14 protein-coding genes are annotated in these 16555 nt (G+C 72.5%); 8 read left to right on the forward strand and 6 right to left on the reverse strand.

Translation table 11 applies throughout. The annotated features are described in order from the left end of the window. The 7 genes from uxaC (at position 1) to O7613_RS11640 (ending at position 8415) form a co-directional block, all read left to right on the forward strand. The gene (gene uxaC, locus O7613_RS11610) at positions 1-1434 is read left to right on the forward strand and encodes a glucuronate isomerase (RefSeq protein ID WP_282293783.1); all 1434 of its coding nucleotides are present in this window, start codon (positions 1-3) and stop codon (positions 1432-1434) included. Next, positions 1431-2732 carry an enolase C-terminal domain-like protein gene (locus O7613_RS11615; RefSeq protein ID WP_282293785.1) on the forward strand — a complete coding sequence of 434 codons (1302 nt, stop codon included), beginning with the start codon at positions 1431-1433 and terminating at the stop codon, positions 2730-2732. Before uxaC ends, O7613_RS11615 begins: the two co-directional genes overlap by 4 nt. After that, a complete protein-coding gene (locus O7613_RS11620) occupies positions 2723-4213 on the forward strand; it encodes a mannitol dehydrogenase family protein (RefSeq protein WP_282293786.1) in 1491 nt (496 codons plus the stop codon). The genes O7613_RS11615 and O7613_RS11620 overlap by 10 nt, the downstream gene beginning before the upstream one ends. Before the next feature lie 67 nt (positions 4214-4280). Further along, a complete protein-coding gene (locus O7613_RS11625; RefSeq protein ID WP_282293787.1) occupies positions 4281-5453 on the forward strand; it encodes a Gfo/Idh/MocA family oxidoreductase in 1173 nt (390 codons plus the stop codon). 17 nt (positions 5454-5470) lie between these two features. Further along, positions 5471-6814: a polysaccharide lyase family 1 protein gene (locus tag O7613_RS11630; protein ID WP_282293788.1), complete on the forward strand. Its 1344-nt coding sequence runs from the start codon at positions 5471-5473 to the stop codon at positions 6812-6814. Positions 6815-7127: 313 nt separating this feature from the next. Beyond that, positions 7128-7631 (forward strand): ATP-binding protein, encoded by a 504-nt coding sequence (locus tag O7613_RS11635; protein ID WP_282293789.1) that lies wholly within the window; start codon positions 7128-7130, stop codon positions 7629-7631. A 7-nt stretch (positions 7632-7638) separates the two neighbouring features. Further along, the gene (locus O7613_RS11640; RefSeq protein WP_282293790.1) at positions 7639-8415 is read left to right on the forward strand and encodes an HD domain-containing protein; all 777 of its coding nucleotides are present in this window, start codon (positions 7639-7641) and stop codon (positions 8413-8415) included. A gap of 274 nt (positions 8416-8689) precedes the next feature. On the opposite strand, the gene O7613_RS11645 is transcribed toward O7613_RS11640, so the two are convergent. From O7613_RS11645 to O7613_RS11670, 6 genes are all read right to left on the reverse strand, one after another. Beyond that, positions 8690-9127 carry a barstar family protein gene (locus O7613_RS11645; RefSeq protein WP_281588834.1) on the reverse strand — a complete coding sequence of 146 codons (438 nt, stop codon included), beginning with the start codon at positions 9125-9127 and terminating at the stop codon, positions 8690-8692. Between the two features lie 99 nt (positions 9128-9226). After that, a complete protein-coding gene (locus tag O7613_RS11650) occupies positions 9227-9667 on the reverse strand; it encodes a ribonuclease domain-containing protein (protein WP_282293792.1) in 441 nt (146 codons plus the stop codon). Positions 9668-9852: 185 nt separating this feature from the next. After that, the gene (locus O7613_RS11655; protein WP_281588830.1) at positions 9853-10257 is read right to left on the reverse strand and encodes a hypothetical protein; all 405 of its coding nucleotides are present in this window, start codon (positions 10255-10257) and stop codon (positions 9853-9855) included. After that, entirely contained in the window at positions 10257-13625 is a 3369-nt protein-coding gene (fxsT, locus tag O7613_RS11660) for an FxSxx-COOH system tetratricopeptide repeat protein (protein ID WP_282293794.1), read from the reverse strand. The genes O7613_RS11655 and fxsT overlap by 1 nt, the downstream gene beginning before the upstream one ends. Further along, the gene (locus O7613_RS11665) at positions 13625-14995 is read right to left on the reverse strand and encodes a TIR-like protein FxsC (protein WP_282293795.1); all 1371 of its coding nucleotides are present in this window, start codon (positions 14993-14995) and stop codon (positions 13625-13627) included. The genes fxsT and O7613_RS11665 overlap by 1 nt, the downstream gene beginning before the upstream one ends. Further along, positions 14988-15530 carry a hypothetical protein gene (locus O7613_RS11670; protein WP_282293797.1) on the reverse strand — a complete coding sequence of 181 codons (543 nt, stop codon included), beginning with the start codon at positions 15528-15530 and terminating at the stop codon, positions 14988-14990. The genes O7613_RS11665 and O7613_RS11670 overlap by 8 nt, the downstream gene beginning before the upstream one ends. 246 nt (positions 15531-15776) lie before the next feature. Here O7613_RS11670 and O7613_RS11675 point away from each other — a divergent pair, with 246 nt between their 5' ends. Beyond that, positions 15777-16547, forward strand: a complete 771-nt coding sequence (locus tag O7613_RS11675; protein ID WP_281588823.1) for a phosphotransferase — start codon at positions 15777-15779, stop codon at positions 16545-16547. Positions 16548-16555: the final 8 nt, after the last annotated feature.

The raw sequence follows: 16555 nt of genomic DNA on the forward strand, positions 1-16555 counted from the left end.
GTGCCGATCATCTCCCCCAGCGATCTGCTGCTGCCCGCCGAACCCGGCCAGCGCGCCGTGGCGCGCGAGCTGTACGCCCTGGCCGCCGAGCAGCCGATCATCTCCCCGCACGGGCACGTCGACCCGGCGCTGCTGGCCGAGGACCGCCCGTTCCCCGACCCGGCCCGGTTGCTGATCGTGCCCGACCACTACCTGACCCGGATGCTGCTCAGCCAGGGCGTGCCGCCGGCCGACCTGGGCGTGCCGAGCGTCGACGGCAGCCCGGTCGAGACCGACGGGCGCACCATCTGGCGGCGGTTCGCCGCGCACTGGCACCTGTTCCGGGGCACCCCGTCGCGGCTGTGGCTGGAACAGACGTTCCGCAACGTGTTCGGCGTGGACACCCCGCTGGGCCCGGCCACCGCCGACGCCGTCTACGACGCGCTCGCCGCCCGCCTCGCCGAGCCGGCGTTCCGGCCCCGGGAGCTGTTCACCCGCTTCGGCATCGAGGTGCTCGCCACCACCGAGTCGCCCCTGGACGACCTGGGCCGGCACGCCAAGCTCGCCGCCGACGGCTGGGGTGGGCCGGGTGGCCGGGTGGTCACCACGTTCCGCCCGGACGACGTGGTGGACATGGAGTTCGACGGCTGGGCGGCGAACGTGGACCGGCTCGCCGACGTCTCCGGCGAGGACACCGGCACGTACGCCGGCTACCTGGCCGCGCTGCGGCAGCGCCGGGCCGCGTTCGCCGCCGCCGGGGCCACCTCCTCCGACCACGGGCACCCCACCGCCCGTACCCTCGATCTCGACCCGGCGGAGGCCGCGGCACTCTACGACAAGGGCCGGCGCGGCCTGGCCGACCCGGGCGACGCGGAGGCGTTCCGGGCGCACATGCTGCTGGAGTTCGCCCGGATGTCGCTCGACGACGGCCTGGTGATGCAGCTGCACCCCGGCGCGGTGCGCAACCACAACCGCTGGCTGTACGCCCGGCACGGCCGCGACGTCGGCGGCGACGTGCCGCAGGCCACCGACTACGTGCACGGCCTGGCGCCGCTGCTGGACGCGCACGGCAACGACCCGCGGCTGACCGTGGTGCTCTACACGCTCGACGAGGACACCTTCACCCGGGAGCTGGCGCCCCTGGCCGGCGGCTACGCCGCGCTGCGCCTCGGCGCGCCCTGGTGGTTCCTCGACTCGCCGGAGGTGCTGCGCCGGTTCCGGGAGGCGGTCACCGAGAGCGCCGGTTTCTACAACACGGCCGGGTTCGTCGACGACACCCGCGCGTTCTGCTCCATCCCGGTACGCCACGACGTGGCCCGCCGGGTCGACGCCGGTTTCCTGGCCCGCCTGGTCGCCGAGCACCGCCTCGGCGCGGACGAGGCCGCCGAGACGATCGTCGACCTGGCCTACCGGCTGCCCAAGCAGGTCTTCAAGTTCGGAGGTGACCGCGCGTGACCAGGATCGTCGACGTCACGGTGCACGACGTGCGCTTCCCGACCGCCGCCAGCGGCGACGGATCGGACGCCATCAACCGGGGCGACTACTCCGCCACGTACGTGGAGCTGACCACGGACGGCGGGCCGACCGGCGCCGGGTTCACCTTCACCAACGGCCGGGGCAACGAGATCACCTGCGCCGCGGTGCGGGCCCTCGCCCACCACGTGCGCGGGCGCACCGTCGCCGAGATCGCCGCCGAGCCGGTGGCGTTCTGGCGCTCGCTCAGCGCCGACGTGCAGTTGCGCTGGCTCGGCCCGGAGAAGGGCGTCATCCACATGGCCACCGGCGCGCTTGTCAACGCGGTCTGGGACCTGCGCGCCAAGCTCGCCGGCAAGCCGATGTGGCGGTACCTCGCCGAGATGCCCACCGACGAGCTGGTGGCCACCGTCGACTTCCACCACATCACCGACGCGCTCGCCCCGGACGAGGCAGCCGCCCTCCTCGACAAGGGACGCGACGGCCTCACCGACCGGTTGGCCGCGCTCGAACGCGACGGCTTCCCCTCGTACACCACGTCGGTGGGCTGGCTCGGCTACCCGGACGAGCAGGTGCGGGCGCTGACCCGCGACGCGTACGCCCAGGGGTGGCGCGCGATGAAGATGAAGGTCGGCGGACGGCTCGACGACGACCTGCGACGGGCCCGGATCATCCGGGCCGAGATCGGCCCGGACGCGCTGCTGATGATGGACGCCAACCAGGTCTGGGACGTCGACGAGGCGATCGCCGCGATGGCGGTGCTCGTCGAGGTCGACCCGTACTGGATCGAGGAGCCCACGCACGCCGACGATGTGCTCGGCCACGCCCGGATCGCCCGCGCGGTGACCGAGCTGTCCGGCGGCCGGTGCCGGGTCGCCACCGGCGAGGTCGCCGCCAACCGGGTCATCTTCAAACAGTTGCTCCAGGCCGAGGCGATCGGCGTGATGCAGGTCGACGCGTGCCGGGTCGGCGGCGTCGACGAGGTGCTCGCCGAGCTGCTGCTGGCGGCGAAGTTCGGGGTGCCGGTCTGCCCGCACGCCGGCGGCGTCGGGCTCTGTGAATACGTGCAGCACCTCGCCGTCTTCGACCACCTGCGGGTGAGCACCGGCCTGGACGGCCGGATGGTCGAGTACGTGGACCACCTGCACGAGCACTTCGTCGACCCGGTCCGCACCCGGGGCGGGCGCTACCTGCTGCCCACCGCGCCCGGCTACAGCGCCACCATGCGGCCGGAGTCGATCGCGGAGTTCCGCTTCCCCGAGGGGCCGGCATGGCGGTGACCGTCGACACCGGCCGGCTCGGCCTGGCCACGCTGCGCCGGCTGCCCGAGGCGAGCCGGCCGCTGGTGCGCCCCGGCACCGTGCCGGCCGGCATCGTGCACCTGGGGCTCGGCGCGTTCCACCGCGCCCACCAGGCCGTACACACCGAGGCGGCGATCGGCGCGGCCGGCGGCGACTGGGGCATCATCGGCGTCGCGCCGCGCAGCACCGACGTGGTGGAGGCGCTCGCCGCCCAGGACGCGCTGTTCAGCGTCACCACGCTCACCGCCGACGGCGCGTCGACCCGGGTGATCGGCGCGCTGGCCGGGGTACGCCACGCGGCGAGCGACCCGGACGCGGTGGTGCGCCTGCTCGCCGACCCGGCGATCCGGGTGGTCACGCTCACCGTGACGGAGAAGGCGTACCAGCTCGACCCGGTGACCGGCGCGCTCGCCGCCGACCCGGAGCTGACCGCCGACCTCACCACCGACCGGCCGCCGCGCACCGTGCCCGGGCTGCTGGCGCGCGGGCTGCTCGCCCGCGCCGCCGCCGACGCCGGGCCGATTGCCCTGGTGAGCTGCGACAACCTGCCCGCCAACGGCCGCCGGCTGCGCTCGCTCGTCGACCAGTGCCTGACCCTGGCCCGGGTGCCCGACGCCACGCTCGACCGGGTGGCCGCCCAGCTCACCTGCCCCGGCACCATGGTCGACCGGATCGTGCCGGCCAGCACCGACGAGACCCGGGACACCGCACGCCTGGCGCTCGGCGTCACCGACCTGGCGGCGGTCGCCGCCGAGCCGTGGTCGCAGTGGGTGATCGAGGACGACTTCCCCGGCGGCCGACCCGCCTGGGAACGGGCCGGCGCGGTCCTCACCGACGACGCCGGCCCGTGGGAACGGCTGAAGCTGCGCGCGCTCAACGGCGTGCACTCGGCCACCGCGTACCTCGGCGCGCTGGCCGGCGCGGAGACGGTGGTCGACGCGCTGGCGCTGCCGCACCTGGACGCGGTGCTGCGCCGGCTGGTCGCCGAGGAGATCGCGCCGAGTTTCACCCCGCCGCCCGGCGTCTCCGTGCCCGACTACGGGGAGCAGGTGCTCGCCCGTTTCGGCAACCCGGCGATCCGCTACCGCACCGCGCAGGTCGCCTCGGACGGTTCGCAGAAGCTGCCGCAGCGGGTGCTGCACACGGCGGCCGACCTGCGGGCCGCCGGCCGGTCCGCGCGGTGGAGCGCGCTCGTGGTCGCGGCCTGGCTGCGGTTCCTGCTCGGCCACACCGACGACGGCCGCCCGCTGCCGCTCGACGACCCGCTCGCCGACCGGCTGCGCGCGGCGCTCGCCGACGGCCGACACACCCCGGCCGGTGTGGTGGACGCGATCTTCGCGGTCCGCGAGGTCATCCCCGCCGACCTGGCCGCCGACGACGAATTCCGCGCGGCCGTGACCGGCTGGCTGACCGCGCTGGAACGACACGGCGTCCGCGCCACCCTGGCCGGTGCCCGGTGACGGGCGGGTTCCCGCGTCGATCCGGCGGCGCTGGTCCGGCCGGCGGCGGCCCGCCGGGGGTGGCCCGGTGAGCGGCAGCGGGCCCCCGCGGGTGGCGCTCGTCGGGGTGAACGGGCACGGCCGCTGGCACCGGCGGGTGATCGCCGCGCTGCACGCCGCCGGCCGGCTGCGCCTGGTCGCCCTCGTCGACGTACGACCGCCGGAGGACGAGCCGGACGCACCGACACCACCCGGGACGCGGATCTTCACCGACCACCTGGCGATGCTCGCCGCGTCCCGCCCCGACGCGGTGGTGGTGTGCACGCCGCCGCACACCCACCTGCCGATCGCGCGGGACGTCCTCGCCGCCGGCGCGGATCTGCTGCTGGAGAAACCGCCGGTGCTCGACCTGGCCGAACACCGCGCGTTGCGGGCCGCGTCCGCCGCCGCCGGCCGGGCCGTGCAGGTCAACTTCCAGGCGCTCGGCTCGGCGGCGCTGACCGCGCTCACCGGCGCGCTGACCGCCGGGCGGCTCGGCCCGGTCACCGGCATCGCGACGGTCGCCGCCTGGCAGCGTCCGGACGCCTACTACGCCCGCTCGCCCTGGGCCGGCCGCCGGTCGGTGGACGGCCGGCCGGCGGTCGACGGGGCGCTCGCCAACCCGCTCGCGCACGCCGTCATGCAGTGCCTGGCGGTGGCCGAGTCGGTGACCGGCGCGCCGGTGCGGCCGACCCGGATCGAGGTGGAGCGCTACCGGGTCCGCCCGATCGAGGTGGACGACACCACGATCCTGCGGCTCACCCCGCACGCCGGCCCGCCGGTGCTGGCCGCGTTGACCCTGGCCGCCGAGGAGCACGTCGCCGGCGACGTGCTGGTCACCGGCGAGCGGGGGCGGGCGGTGTTGGAATACCCGACCGACCGGCTGCGCCTGCCCGGCGACACCCACCCGCGCACCGTGCCCGGCCGGCAGGGACTGCTGGCGAACCTGCTCGACCACCGCGCCACGGGCGTGCCGCTGATCGCGCCGCTGGCGCGTACCGAGCCGTTCACCGCGGTGCTCGACGCGCTGCGGGACGCGCCGGAACCGACGCGGCTCGACGGCGACCCGGTGCGCGCCGTCGGCGACGGCCCGCAACGGGTGCGGGTGATCCGGGGCGTCAACGCGGTGCTGCGCGCGGCGGCGGAGACCGGCGTACTGCCGTCCGAGGCCGGGGTGCCCTGGGCGGTCCGACCCCACGACGTGCACCTTCCCACCACCTGACAGGACGGAACCGAGCCATGCGTACCCGAACAGTCGGCGTCGCGGCCCTCGCCGCCACGCTCACCCTCACCGTCGCCGCGCCCGCGCCGGCCGCACCCGCCAAGCCGTCCCGGGCGGCCGAGCTGATCGGCCGCCAGGCCCTACCCGCAAACGACGGCTGGGCCGCCGAGGGCGCCGGCACCACCGGCGGCGGCGCGGCCACCGCCGACCGGACCCGCGTCGTGCGTACCCGGGCCGAGCTGGTCGCCGCGCTCGGCGGCGACAACGCCACGAACGCCACCGACGCCACCCCGAAGATGGTGTACGTCACCGGCACGATCGACGGCTTCGAAGGCGCCGACGACACGCCGCTCGACTGCGCCGACCTGGCCGACCCGGAGTACACGCTGCCGGCCTACCTGGCCGCGTACGACCCGGCGGTCTGGGGGCGGGTGGACCCGAGCGGCCCGTTGGAGGCGGCCCGGGTCCGGTCCGTGGCCAACCAGACCCGGCAGACGCAGATCAACGTCGGGTCCAACACCACAATCGTCGGGCTGCGCGGCGCCCGGCTCACCGGCCTCACCCTGATGATCGACCGGGTGGCCAACGTGATCGTGCGCAACCTGACGTTCGACGACGCCCGGGACTGCTTCCCGGCCTGGTCCCCCGACGACGGCGACACCGGCAACTGGAACTCCCAGTACGACCAGATCTCGGTACGCCGCAGCGAGCACGTGTGGGTCGATCACAACACGTTCACCGACGGCGACAACCCGGACAGCGCCCAGCCGATCTACTTCGGCCGGCCCTGGCAGGTGCACGACGGCTCCCTCGACGTCACGCACACCGCCAGCCTGGTCACCGCCTCCTGGAACCGGTTCACCGGCCGGGACAAGCTGATGCTGATCGGCTCCTCCAACACGGTCGGCCCGGACGTCGGCCGGCTCAAGGTCAGCGTGCACCACAACCTCTTCGACGGCGACCTCCAACGGCTGCCCCGGGTGCGGTTCGGCCAGGTGGACGTGCACGAGAACCACTACCGGCTCGGCGGCGCCGGCTTCGAGTACGCCCTCGGCGTCGGCGTGCAGTCCGCCATCTACGCGCAGAACAACTTCTTCACCCTCACCGACGACGTCGACCCGGCGGACCTCATCCACGACTGGGGCGGCACCGCGCTGACCGAGCGCGGAAGCTGGGTGAAGCAGGGCCGCCACCTCCCCCGGCCGGTGGACCTGCGGGCCGCGTACAACGCCGCGCACGACCCGGACCTCGGCGGCGACGCCGGCTGGACGCCCACCCTGCGGGCCACCCCGCCGCTGCCGACGCCGCTGGTCCCGCCGGTCGTCGACGCCTGGGCCGGGGCGGGCCGGCTGCCGCTCTGACCGGTCGCGCCCACGCCGCCGGCGTCCCCCGCCCGGGACGCCGGCGGCACCCACCCGTCGGGGGGTCGGCGGCTCCCGTCGGGGGGTCGGCGGCTCCCGTCCGGATGTCGGCGGCGTCCCGTCGGGCTGTTGCCGGCGGCCCGCCCGGGGGTGTCGGCTGACACGCCGGCCGCGATGCGCGATGATCACCTTTGACGATCCCGGTCGCCGATGGCATGAAACAGTGGCCATCGGGGACAGGAGGGTGAGAACAGTCGGTGACAGCGCGAGTGGCGCCCACGCCCGGGGACGGGCACGGGACGGAGGACCGGACGTGACGGGTGGGACAACCGGCCGGGTCCTCACCATCGACCTGCCGGCCGACCCCGGCCTGCTGGCGCCCACCCGGGAGCGGCTGCGCGGCTGGCTGCACGCGCACGGCGTCGACGAGTGGGACGTCGAGACCGTGCTCATCGCCACCGGGGAGGCGTGCGCCAACGCCATCGAACACGGCTACCGCTTCGCCCCCGAGGGGATCACCACGGTCCAGGTCGAGCTGCGCGACGACCGGCTGGAGATCGAGGTACGCGACCAGGGTGGCTGGCGGCCGACCGACGGCGGCGACGGCAGCGACCGCGGTCGCGGGCGGCTGATCATGGCCCGGGTGATGGACGAGGCGACAATCGTCGGCACCCCGGACGGCACCTGCGTACGCCTGGCCAAGCGGCTCATCGGTTACGGCGGCGCCAAGGATCACGGCGTCGCAAAGGATCACGGCGTGGCCGAGGGTCCCGGCGTCGGGAAGTCGACGGCGGCCTCCAGCGAAGATCAGCTATAAGGGAGCCATGGACTTCCCCGCGTACCTCGCCACCATGCCGATGCACGCGATCACCGAGATCCACGGCGAGCCCGGCCTGCTGGCCCGCTTCCGGCTGGAGATCGCCGCGTTCGACGACGCCGCGCGCGCCCGGCTGACCGAGGCGCTGGACCTCGCCGCCGACCTGCACCGCGACGACCGGCGGGTCCGCGAGCCGTACCTGAACCACCTGCTCCGGGTGGCGATCCGGATGATGCACCACTACCAGGTCCGGGACGTCGACGTGATCGTCGCGGGGCTGCTGCACGACGCGGTGGAGGACCACCCCGCCGAGCTGGCCGGCGTGCCGGCGTCCGCGGCGGACGCCGGCGACGACGTGACCGGGGCGGCGCTGGCCACGCTCGCCGACCGCTTCGGCCCGCGGGTGGCCCGGCTCGTCGCGGCGGTCACCAACCCGGCGTACGATCCGGGCCGGGACCGGCACACGCAGTACCGGGAACACGTGGCGGCCAGCCTCGACCGGGAACCCTGGGCCCGGGTGATCAAGGTGTCGGACTTCACCGACAACGGCGTGGGCGTGATCCACACCGTCGGACCGAAGGTAGCCCGGTCGGCCGCCAAGTACCGCCCGCTGGTGCCGGTCTTCCGCGAGCTGGTCGCCCGCCCGGACACCCCCTTGTCGGCGCCGGTCAAGCAGCACATCTTCGCCCAGCTGGACCTGGCCGAGGAGCGCTTCAGCGCCATCCTCGACCCCCAACCTGACCCACCCACCCCCACCCCACCACCCCCATCCTCACCCCGTTGATCATGAAGTTAGCTGCCCGGAGAGCGCTCCCGGACTGCGCTAACTTCATGATCACCGAGGTCGCCCGCCCACCGGGGCGTCTCCTCGGCGTGATCAAGGGGTTTTGTCGGGCCGCCCGAGCCGGCGAGAATCCGGCCGAGCAGCCACACCACGGCCCGAACTGGCGCCACTTTGCCGAAGTGGCGGCATCCACGACCACCCGAGCACGCCACTTCCCCGAGCTGGCGGACGGCGAGCGGGCACGCGAGCGGCGGGGAGGCGACGGGGGGCGTGGTCAGGTGGCTTCGGGGGCGCCGACGTGACCGCCCAGGGCGGCGGCGATGCGGTCGCGCAGGGCGGACAGCCGCTCGGGGGTGTCGCGCAGCACCAGCCGCAGGCTGGCATGACCACCGGCGGCTGCCGCGCCGAGCACGTCGAGGAACGTGCCGAGCTGGGCGGGCGGCTCGTCGGCGAGCAGGTTCGCCGCGTCCCGCACGACGAGGGTCAACGGGTCCGGCCCGATCCGGTCGGTGAGGACGTCGGCCAGGGCGTCGGCGAGGGCGTCCCAGTTGCGGCCGTACCAGTCGGGCAGGGACATCGCCACGGCGAGCGTGTCGTGCAGGGCCGCCCGGGTGCGGGTGGCCGCACCGGGGACCGGCACGCCTGCCGGCTCGGGCGCGGAGTCGGGGTCGAGCGTGAGCCAGGCCGGCGGCTGCGGGGACGCTGCGCCCATCGATCCGTCCTTTCCGGTCGGCGCCGGCCGGAGCGGGCGCCCGGCCGGCGTCGACGTGCGTCAGTGCCGGTACCGGCACAAGCTCAGAGCCGGTACGACTCAGAGCCGGTAGAAGTTGGCGTAGTGGTCGGGTGAGAACCAGGTCGTCCCGGTGCTCTTGTTCACCACGATCCGGTACGCGTCACGGGAGGCGTTGCAGGCGCGCGGGTAGACGTCGTACTCGTAGTAGGTGGCGTTGGCGGGCAGTTGACCCTCGCGGTTGTAGAACTGCCCGCCGGCGAAGTTGCACGTGCCGCCGCTCCACGAGTACCAGCCGCGGCTGGTCGGGAAGCTCTTCGCCGACCAGCCGGAGCGGGCGGTGCGGGCGTCCGCGCAGCGGGACAGCGTGCAGGAGCTGTAGACGGCGGCCCGGGCGGGCTCGGCGAGTCGGGTGGAGACGGCGGCCGGTGCGACGAGCGCGACGGCGGCCAGGGCGGTGACCAGGGCGGACGCGGCCAGGGCGCGGCGTACGCGGGTGGCGGCGGCGCGGAACGGGGTCAAGGGGTCCTCCTTGAGCGAACCGGACATGACATCGACCATCGTCGTTGGGTGGCCGGCGCTCAGTCTGCCGAGGATCCTGCCCGGCGTACAGCCCTCACCCGGCGACCGCGCCCCGAACCCCCGGTGAACACGCGATGGCGGATGCGGACGGGCCGGTGCGCCGGTTGGGCGGGAACCGTCGCGCCTCAGGGCCAGATCATGCCGCCGCCGGTGTTGTGAGCGACGATCTGGCCGTGGCCGAGCAACGTGCCGCTGCCGACCCGGAACACCTGGCCCGGATCGGTTTCCGCCTCGGTGCTCGCCCCGACGACAACCTCGCGCAGCGGCTCGAGTTGATCCGGGTACACCTCCAACATGGCCTCGAACCGGCCCTGCCAGCGAGTGGCCACGATGTCAGGTGAAGAGTTCCCGCCCAGCACGGCCCGGCGGGAATCCTCCAGCGCGTCCGCGACCTCCGTGGCCCGGCCCTCGCTCGTCCGGGCGTAGAGCCGGGTCAGCCGGTCACGCAGGATCGGCCACATCTCGGAGGCCATCGCGGCCACGACCGCCTGACCGGCCTGCCGGGCCAGCGACATCACCACCGGATCCATCAGGTGCCCGTCCGTTCCTGGTCGCTCATCGCCGCCTGAATCTCGTGCAACAGTTCTCTGGTCGCCGCAAGCTGTGGATGTTCTGCGGGCAGGACCCGCTGTTGCCGACTCAACGCCTCGGCGAGCAGGCGTTGTGCGGCGGTCACCTCGCCGAGTCGCTGTCTCGCCCGCGCCGAGAGGAACATCGCGCGTAAGGCATCCGGGTGATCGGAACCCAGCAGTGCGCCGTAGCGTTCGACCAACAACTCGTAGGTCTCCGCGGCGTCGTGCTTCTCCCCCAGTTCGAGCTTGATCGAGGCGATGTTCTCCAGGGACGCCAGGGTGAGCGGATGGTGCGCGCCGAGTCGTCTCAGCCGCATGTCGTGCACGATCCGCTCGCAGTCGAACGCCTCCGGCAACCGGCCCACCCCGAACAGCATCGTCGCCCGGTTGCCCAGGGCCACAAGCGTGTCGGGATGGTCAGGCCCGAGCGTCTCCCGCCGCCGGGTCAAGAGTTCCTCGTTCTGGTTCAACGCCTCCTGGTGCCGGCCCTGGCTCCACAACATCACCGCGAAGTTGTTCAAAGCGGCGAGGGTGTCGCCGTGTTCCGGGCCGAGCAGGTCGCCTCGCTGCGTCCAGACCTGTCCGGCCAGATCGAGAGCCGTACCCCCGTCACCGGCCTGCCAGGTCACGGCGGCGAGGGTGTGCAGCGCCGCGACCGTGTCCCGGTGGTTCGCGCCGAGCAGCACGGTGAAGCGTTCCACCACTTCCGCGCTCAGGCTCCTCGCCCGGTCGATCTCACCGGCGGCGGCGAGGTAGCCGCACAGGAGCAGCACCAGTGCCCGCAACGACTGTCCCTGGGCCCAGTCCGCGGCCACCACATGCGGGAGCAACCGCCGGTAGCGGGGCCAGCTACGCGCGTCGACCGGGTCGCCGAGACGGGCGGAGACGAGTAGACGCTCCCCCTGGCGTCGGTACGACTCCTGGGCGACGGCGGTCAACTCCTCCCGCACGGTCGCCTGCACCAGTGGATGCACACGGAACCAGTCCTCGTCCCGCTCCACCATGCTGTAGTCGTGCAGCCGGGCCAGCAACTCCTCGAAGTTCGAGCCCCGCGTCATCGCGTACCGCAGGCCCGGGTGGTCCGCCGCGGCCGGGGTGTCGACGAAAAGGCTGACCGGGATCGGCTCGGGCGCGAAGAACGCCACGACACGCAGCAGTTCGACGGCGGCCGGTTCGTCGGCCCACAGCCGCTGCCGCGTCCATTTCCAGGCCGGCGCGAGGATGTTGCCGAACGACCGCTGCTGGGAGTCGTCCCGAAGCTGGGCCGCCAACGTGGAATCGGTGGCCACCATCCGCAGCGCCAGCGGCAGGCCACCCAACAGACCGGCGACCTCCCGCGCGGATCCCTCGCTCAGGTCGGGCTCGATGCGGCGGAGCAACTCGACGGACTCCGCTGAAGACAGGACCGGCAGCTCGTGTCGGACGACGTCCGAGCCCCACGCCTGAAGCCGAGAGGTGATGAGAACGTCCACTCCGGGCGGCGGGGCGACCGCGAACCGGCTGCGGACGTCCTCGACGTTGTCGAGGATCATCAGACACCGCCGGCCGTCGAGCAGGTACATCAGCTCCCGGAGCGGCTCGTGCAGGTCGTGCCCCTTTGCGCCGCCGAGGGCCACGGCAAGCTCCGAGATATCGAGAACGATGTCGTCGCGGGAACCAACGGAGATCCACCAGACGGCGTCGTACGTGGGCGCGAACCGGTAGACGAACTCAAGGGCGAGTGCCGTCTTGCCAACCCCGGCGGGTCCGCAGACCACCTGCGCCCCGCCGCGGAGCCCCTCGAAACCGGACCACAGCTCGAAGATCTCGTCCTCCCGCCCCACCAGGCCCTTCGGCCGCGGCGGCGCGTTGAATATCTTCGGCAACCGCCCGGGGAAGTCGCGGAACGTCGCAGGTTCGCGGCGGGGATGGTGGCCGCTGGACCGGGGCTGCACCAGCCGGATCGCCGAGAGCAGCCGCTGGTGCGCGGTCTTCTCGTCGATGCCGACCAGCCGGATGCCGTTCAGATCTCCGAGCCCGGCCGGCATCCTGCATTCGACGACCTGCACGGGGACCAGGCGTGCGGCCTCGCCGCCCGGATCGATGTCGTGGGCGAGTTGCCGTTCCCGCGCGACGTCCGGCGATCGGAGCGCCGCGGGGGACAGCAGCGCGAGCGTCACGTCGCTGGACAGGATGATCTTCTCGATCTCCTCCGACCAGCGGGCGCCGGGGCGAAGGTCGCGCGACCCGACCGAGACCCGATATCCCGCCTCTTCCAGTTCGGCGGCGATCCACTCGGCCCATTTCCGGTCCGCGGGATGATGGCTGAGGAAGAAGTCGTACAGGCTGACTCCGACGGTCTGCCGCCAGAAGCGTCGGACCAGCGCCTCCCGCTCCACCTCGCCCAGCGGCGCGGCCTCGGTCACCCGGCCGTCCGTCACACGTGCGGTCAGCCGCTCGTAGGCGGCCAGCAACGTGCCCTCCTGGTGGGGGCGGTCGCCGACCGACGCCAGGATTTCCTCGTACGCGTAGAAAATCTTGTAGGGGATCTCGACGTCACCCCAGTAGCGGTCCCGCTCCTCCCGACTCTGATTGTCGAGGAAACGCCGGAAGCCGTGGCGCACATAGCTGCGGGCCGTCTCCAGCCGGGCCTTCTCGCCGTCCTCCACCCGCGACGGCACCGGAAGGATGCGCAGTTCACGATCGGCGCGCTGCCGGCGGACCGAGTCCGCGACGGCGAGTGCTCCGGTGACGCTCTGGTTGTTGAGCGTGAAGCAGATGACGAGAATGTCGGGAAGCTGCACCGTGCAGATGCCCGAGGTGTCGTTCAGCCCGGTTCGACTGTCGATCAGGACGTAGTCGTAGTGCCGGCGCATGCTGTCCCTCATCTCGTCGATGAAGGAGCCACCGTGCAGCCGGTCGTAGAAGTTGTCCCAGTCGAACGACATGGCCCGACTCGCGTAGGACCGGTCCTGCCGGCCGGCGGACAGCAGGTCGATGAACCCGCCCAAGGCGAAACGATGGCGCAGCGACACCGCGTATTCCAACACGTCGGCGTGCTTCTCCCGCCATTCCTCGCGGTTGTCAAGCGACGGATCGACCATGCCTGCCGCGTAGTTCCAGAACATGTCCATCAGGCCGGTCGTGGAGGTCAACTCCGTGTCCGGAAGGAACGGGTGGAAATACCGGTGCAGGCCGGGCGCTTCCAGGTCCCAGTCCACCACGAGCACGCGGTGGCCGTTGCTGGCCAGGATCCAGGCCATGTTGGCCAGCGCCATCGAGCGGCCGGTCCCGCCCTTGTACGAGTAGAAGGTGACGATGCGTCCCTCGGTCACGTCGGCACCCATCAGCCGGCACCCGGCCCGTCGAGGATCGGGCGGGCGACGATCGGGGCGGCATCCGCGAAGTCCGGCACCGGGTGCTTCTCGAAGACGAACTTCTGGGTCCGGATGAGGACCTGCCGCAAGGCGTCGGTGAACTCGTCCACATTGCGGAGCGAATGGTGGAAGGTCGGGTGCGGCACGCGGATGTTCTTCGCGAACAACGTCGTCACCGATTCCTTCAACACCGCCACGTTCGACGTCGACTCCTCGTCCGCCGGGTTCCACGGCACCAGCACGGCGCAGTTGCCGTAGAACCCATCGTCGTAGGGCGCCAGCGCCTCCACGTAGGCGGGTATGAGTGTGGCCCAGGCGTCCACAAGCAGGACGACCAACTCGTTCGCCGACTCCGCGTCGGCGAGCAGGTCGGGCAGTTTCTCGGCGGCACCGACCGGGTGCGAGGTGAGGTCCTGCTCGTCGGCCACCGTCATCGCGTAGCGCACCACGGGTTTGACCGCCTCCGGCAGGTAGGGCATCCAGTCCTCGGAGCGTGTCCCGTAGCGGTGCACGTCGGTGCGCTTCTCCGCGGCTTCGGTCGCGGTTGGCGCCGCCACCACGAGGTGCACGTGGCGCGGACCGCTCGTGCCCGGTTCCCCCGGCCGCGGCCGGGGGACCAGGCACTCGTCGCCGTCGCCCGCAGGCCGGAAGACGTCCGCCGCGGTGTCAAAATCGATTGCCGCATCGTACGCCGGGAGTTCGTGTTCCGCGGCGACGGCGCGGATCCGCGCGACCAACTGGTACACCACGTCGTGATACTCGTCGCGGTATCTGGCCTTCTGCTGCACCAACCTGCGCACGCCGGTCGGTTTCTGGGCGTCGCCGAGCGTCCCGCTTCGGGCCCAGATGTCCTCGGCGAGCCTCGGAATCTGGAGTTGCCCGTCGTCGAACACGTCTTCCCACAGCACCGGCACGATCAGATCCGGCGTGGTCCCGTGCTCCTGCTCGTACGCCCGCAGCCGCTCGGCGAAGATTCCCCACTCCTGACCGCAGAAGCGCGCCCGGAAATATCGCGGCGAGTAGAGCGGCACGAACACGCGGCAGGTGGCGAGCGCCTTCGCGACGGTCGGGCGCCACTGTGTCCCGTCCCGCATCCCCCCGTACGCGAACCCGATGCGGCTTTCCTCCAAGTCGGTGCTACGCCGGATCTCCTCGGACAGATCCTTGAAGAACTCGCCGACGTAGACGCCGTTCCCGTCAACGCCGCTATAGCTGAGAAAGAAAAGAAATGACATCCCCTGCACACCCTCGCCGACGCCGAGGAGACAGTCTGAACCAAGGACCGAGGAGGCAGCAATTGTCCGTTTGCCGACAGTTCGACGAAGCCGCTGCTCAAGCAAGTATCGCCAGGGCGAATCCGGTTACGTAGACGACGGCGAACGACACGGGTATCCACTGTTCGAGGTGGGTCAACGGCCAGTACCGCGACGGATCACGGCCCTCGCCGAGCGCCTTCCACTCCGCCCGCCAGTACGGCGAGGCCGGCAGCCGCTCCTCCAGCGCGCCGATCACGATGTACTTGGCGGAGTTGAGCTGGCGGTAGGAACGCAGCAGCCAGAACCAGGCCGCACACTGCAACAGCAGCGCCGCCACCGGGACGGTCAGATAGCTGGGCTCGACGCCGCCGCGACTGCGCCAGACCACCCCGGCGGCGGTCGCGATCAGCGTGTTCAAGCTCAGGAAGAACGTGTTGGTGAGACCGCGCCGGGCACTCACCCGGTCGGCCATCTCCACATATGTCTTGTACTGCTCCAGGATGACCTTGCGGCGCTCGCCCGCGTCCGTGTGTTCCTCCTCCTCAGCCGGGTCCCACAAGGTCGCGGTCACCTCGTCGAAGCGGGCCGTCGTCGTCCTGAGATACCTGCCCATGTTCACCGCTACAGTGTGGCGATCTCGTCTCCGGCCGCAAGGCCGGCCCCCGGCAGTAGGTCATCCGCTACGGTCGCGCCATGACCGTGGTACCCATGCGGGACAACGCCGGCCGGATGGTGGCAGTGCCGGCCCACCTCCCCTCGGTGCGGGTCGAGAGACCGTGACCTGTCGCCAGCACGTCGCACGGGCGACGACCACCTCGCCCTCCGCGTTCCGGCGGGCCTTCCGCGCGGACGGGACCGTGGGCGGATGAGCGTGGAGGAGGTCCCGCTCGCCGGTGGGAACGTGACGGCCGGCGTGGTGCGGGTCGGGGACACCGTACGCCGGCAGGCCGGTCCGTGGACCCCGGCGGTGCACGCGCTGCTCGGCCACCTGCGGTCGGTCGGTTTCCGGGGCGCGCCCCGGCCGCTCGGTGTCGACGAGAAAGGGCGGGAGGTGCTCACCTACGCGGCGGGTGAGGTGCCCTGGCCGCACCGGTTCGACCTGCTCGCACCGCTGGACCAGCTCGCCCGGGTGGGCCGGCTGGCGCGGGAGCTGCACGACGCGCTCGCGACGTTCACGCCGCCGCCCGACGCGCGGTGGAACGCCCTGATCCCGGCCGACCGGGACGAGATGATCGTCCACCACGACCTCGCGCCGTGGAACCTGGTGATCGGGGACCGCTGGGTCGTCATCGACTGGGACAACGCCGGGCCCGGGTCACGGCTGTGGGATCTCGCCTACGCGGCGCACGGCTTCGTCCCGCTGTCGGCGCATCATGACTGGCAGCGGGCGGACGCGGGGCAGCGTCTGCGCGCCTTCGTGGACGCGTACGGGTTGGACGAACGGCAGCGCCGCGACCTGGTGCCGTTGCTGACCGTCCGGACCCGGGCGATGCACGACTTCCTGCGCGATCAGGCCGCGCTCGGGGTCGAGCCGTGGGCGACGCACTGGCGGACCGGGCACGGCGACACGTGGCGCGCCGACGCCGACTACACCGAGCGCCACACCGACAAGTGGACGAGTGCCCTGCTGGACTGACGCCGCTG

Origin of the sequence: Micromonospora sp. WMMD975 (assembly GCF_029581215.1) — a bacterium.
Taxonomy (GTDB): Bacteria; Actinomycetota; Actinomycetes; order Mycobacteriales; family Micromonosporaceae; genus Micromonospora.

Coding starts and splice junctions, on each gene's coding strand:
- fxsT (WP_282293794.1), bottom strand. CDS start 13,625: ATGGGTGCCGACGTGACCGAGGGACGCATCGTCACCTTCTACTCGTAC.
- O7613_RS11640 (WP_282293790.1), top strand. CDS start 7,639: ATGGACTTCCCCGCGTACCTCGCCACCATGCCGATGCACGCGATCACC.
- O7613_RS11630 (WP_282293788.1), top strand. CDS start 5,471: ATGCGTACCCGAACAGTCGGCGTCGCGGCCCTCGCCGCCACGCTCACC.
- O7613_RS11675 (WP_281588823.1), top strand. CDS start 15,777: ATGAGCGTGGAGGAGGTCCCGCTCGCCGGTGGGAACGTGACGGCCGGC.
- O7613_RS11620 (WP_282293786.1), top strand. CDS start 2,723: ATGGCGGTGACCGTCGACACCGGCCGGCTCGGCCTGGCCACGCTGCGC.
- O7613_RS11645 (WP_281588834.1), bottom strand. CDS start 9,127: ATGGGCGCAGCGTCCCCGCAGCCGCCGGCCTGGCTCACGCTCGACCCC.
- O7613_RS11655 (WP_281588830.1), bottom strand. CDS start 10,257: ATGGATCCGGTGGTGATGTCGCTGGCCCGGCAGGCCGGTCAGGCGGTC.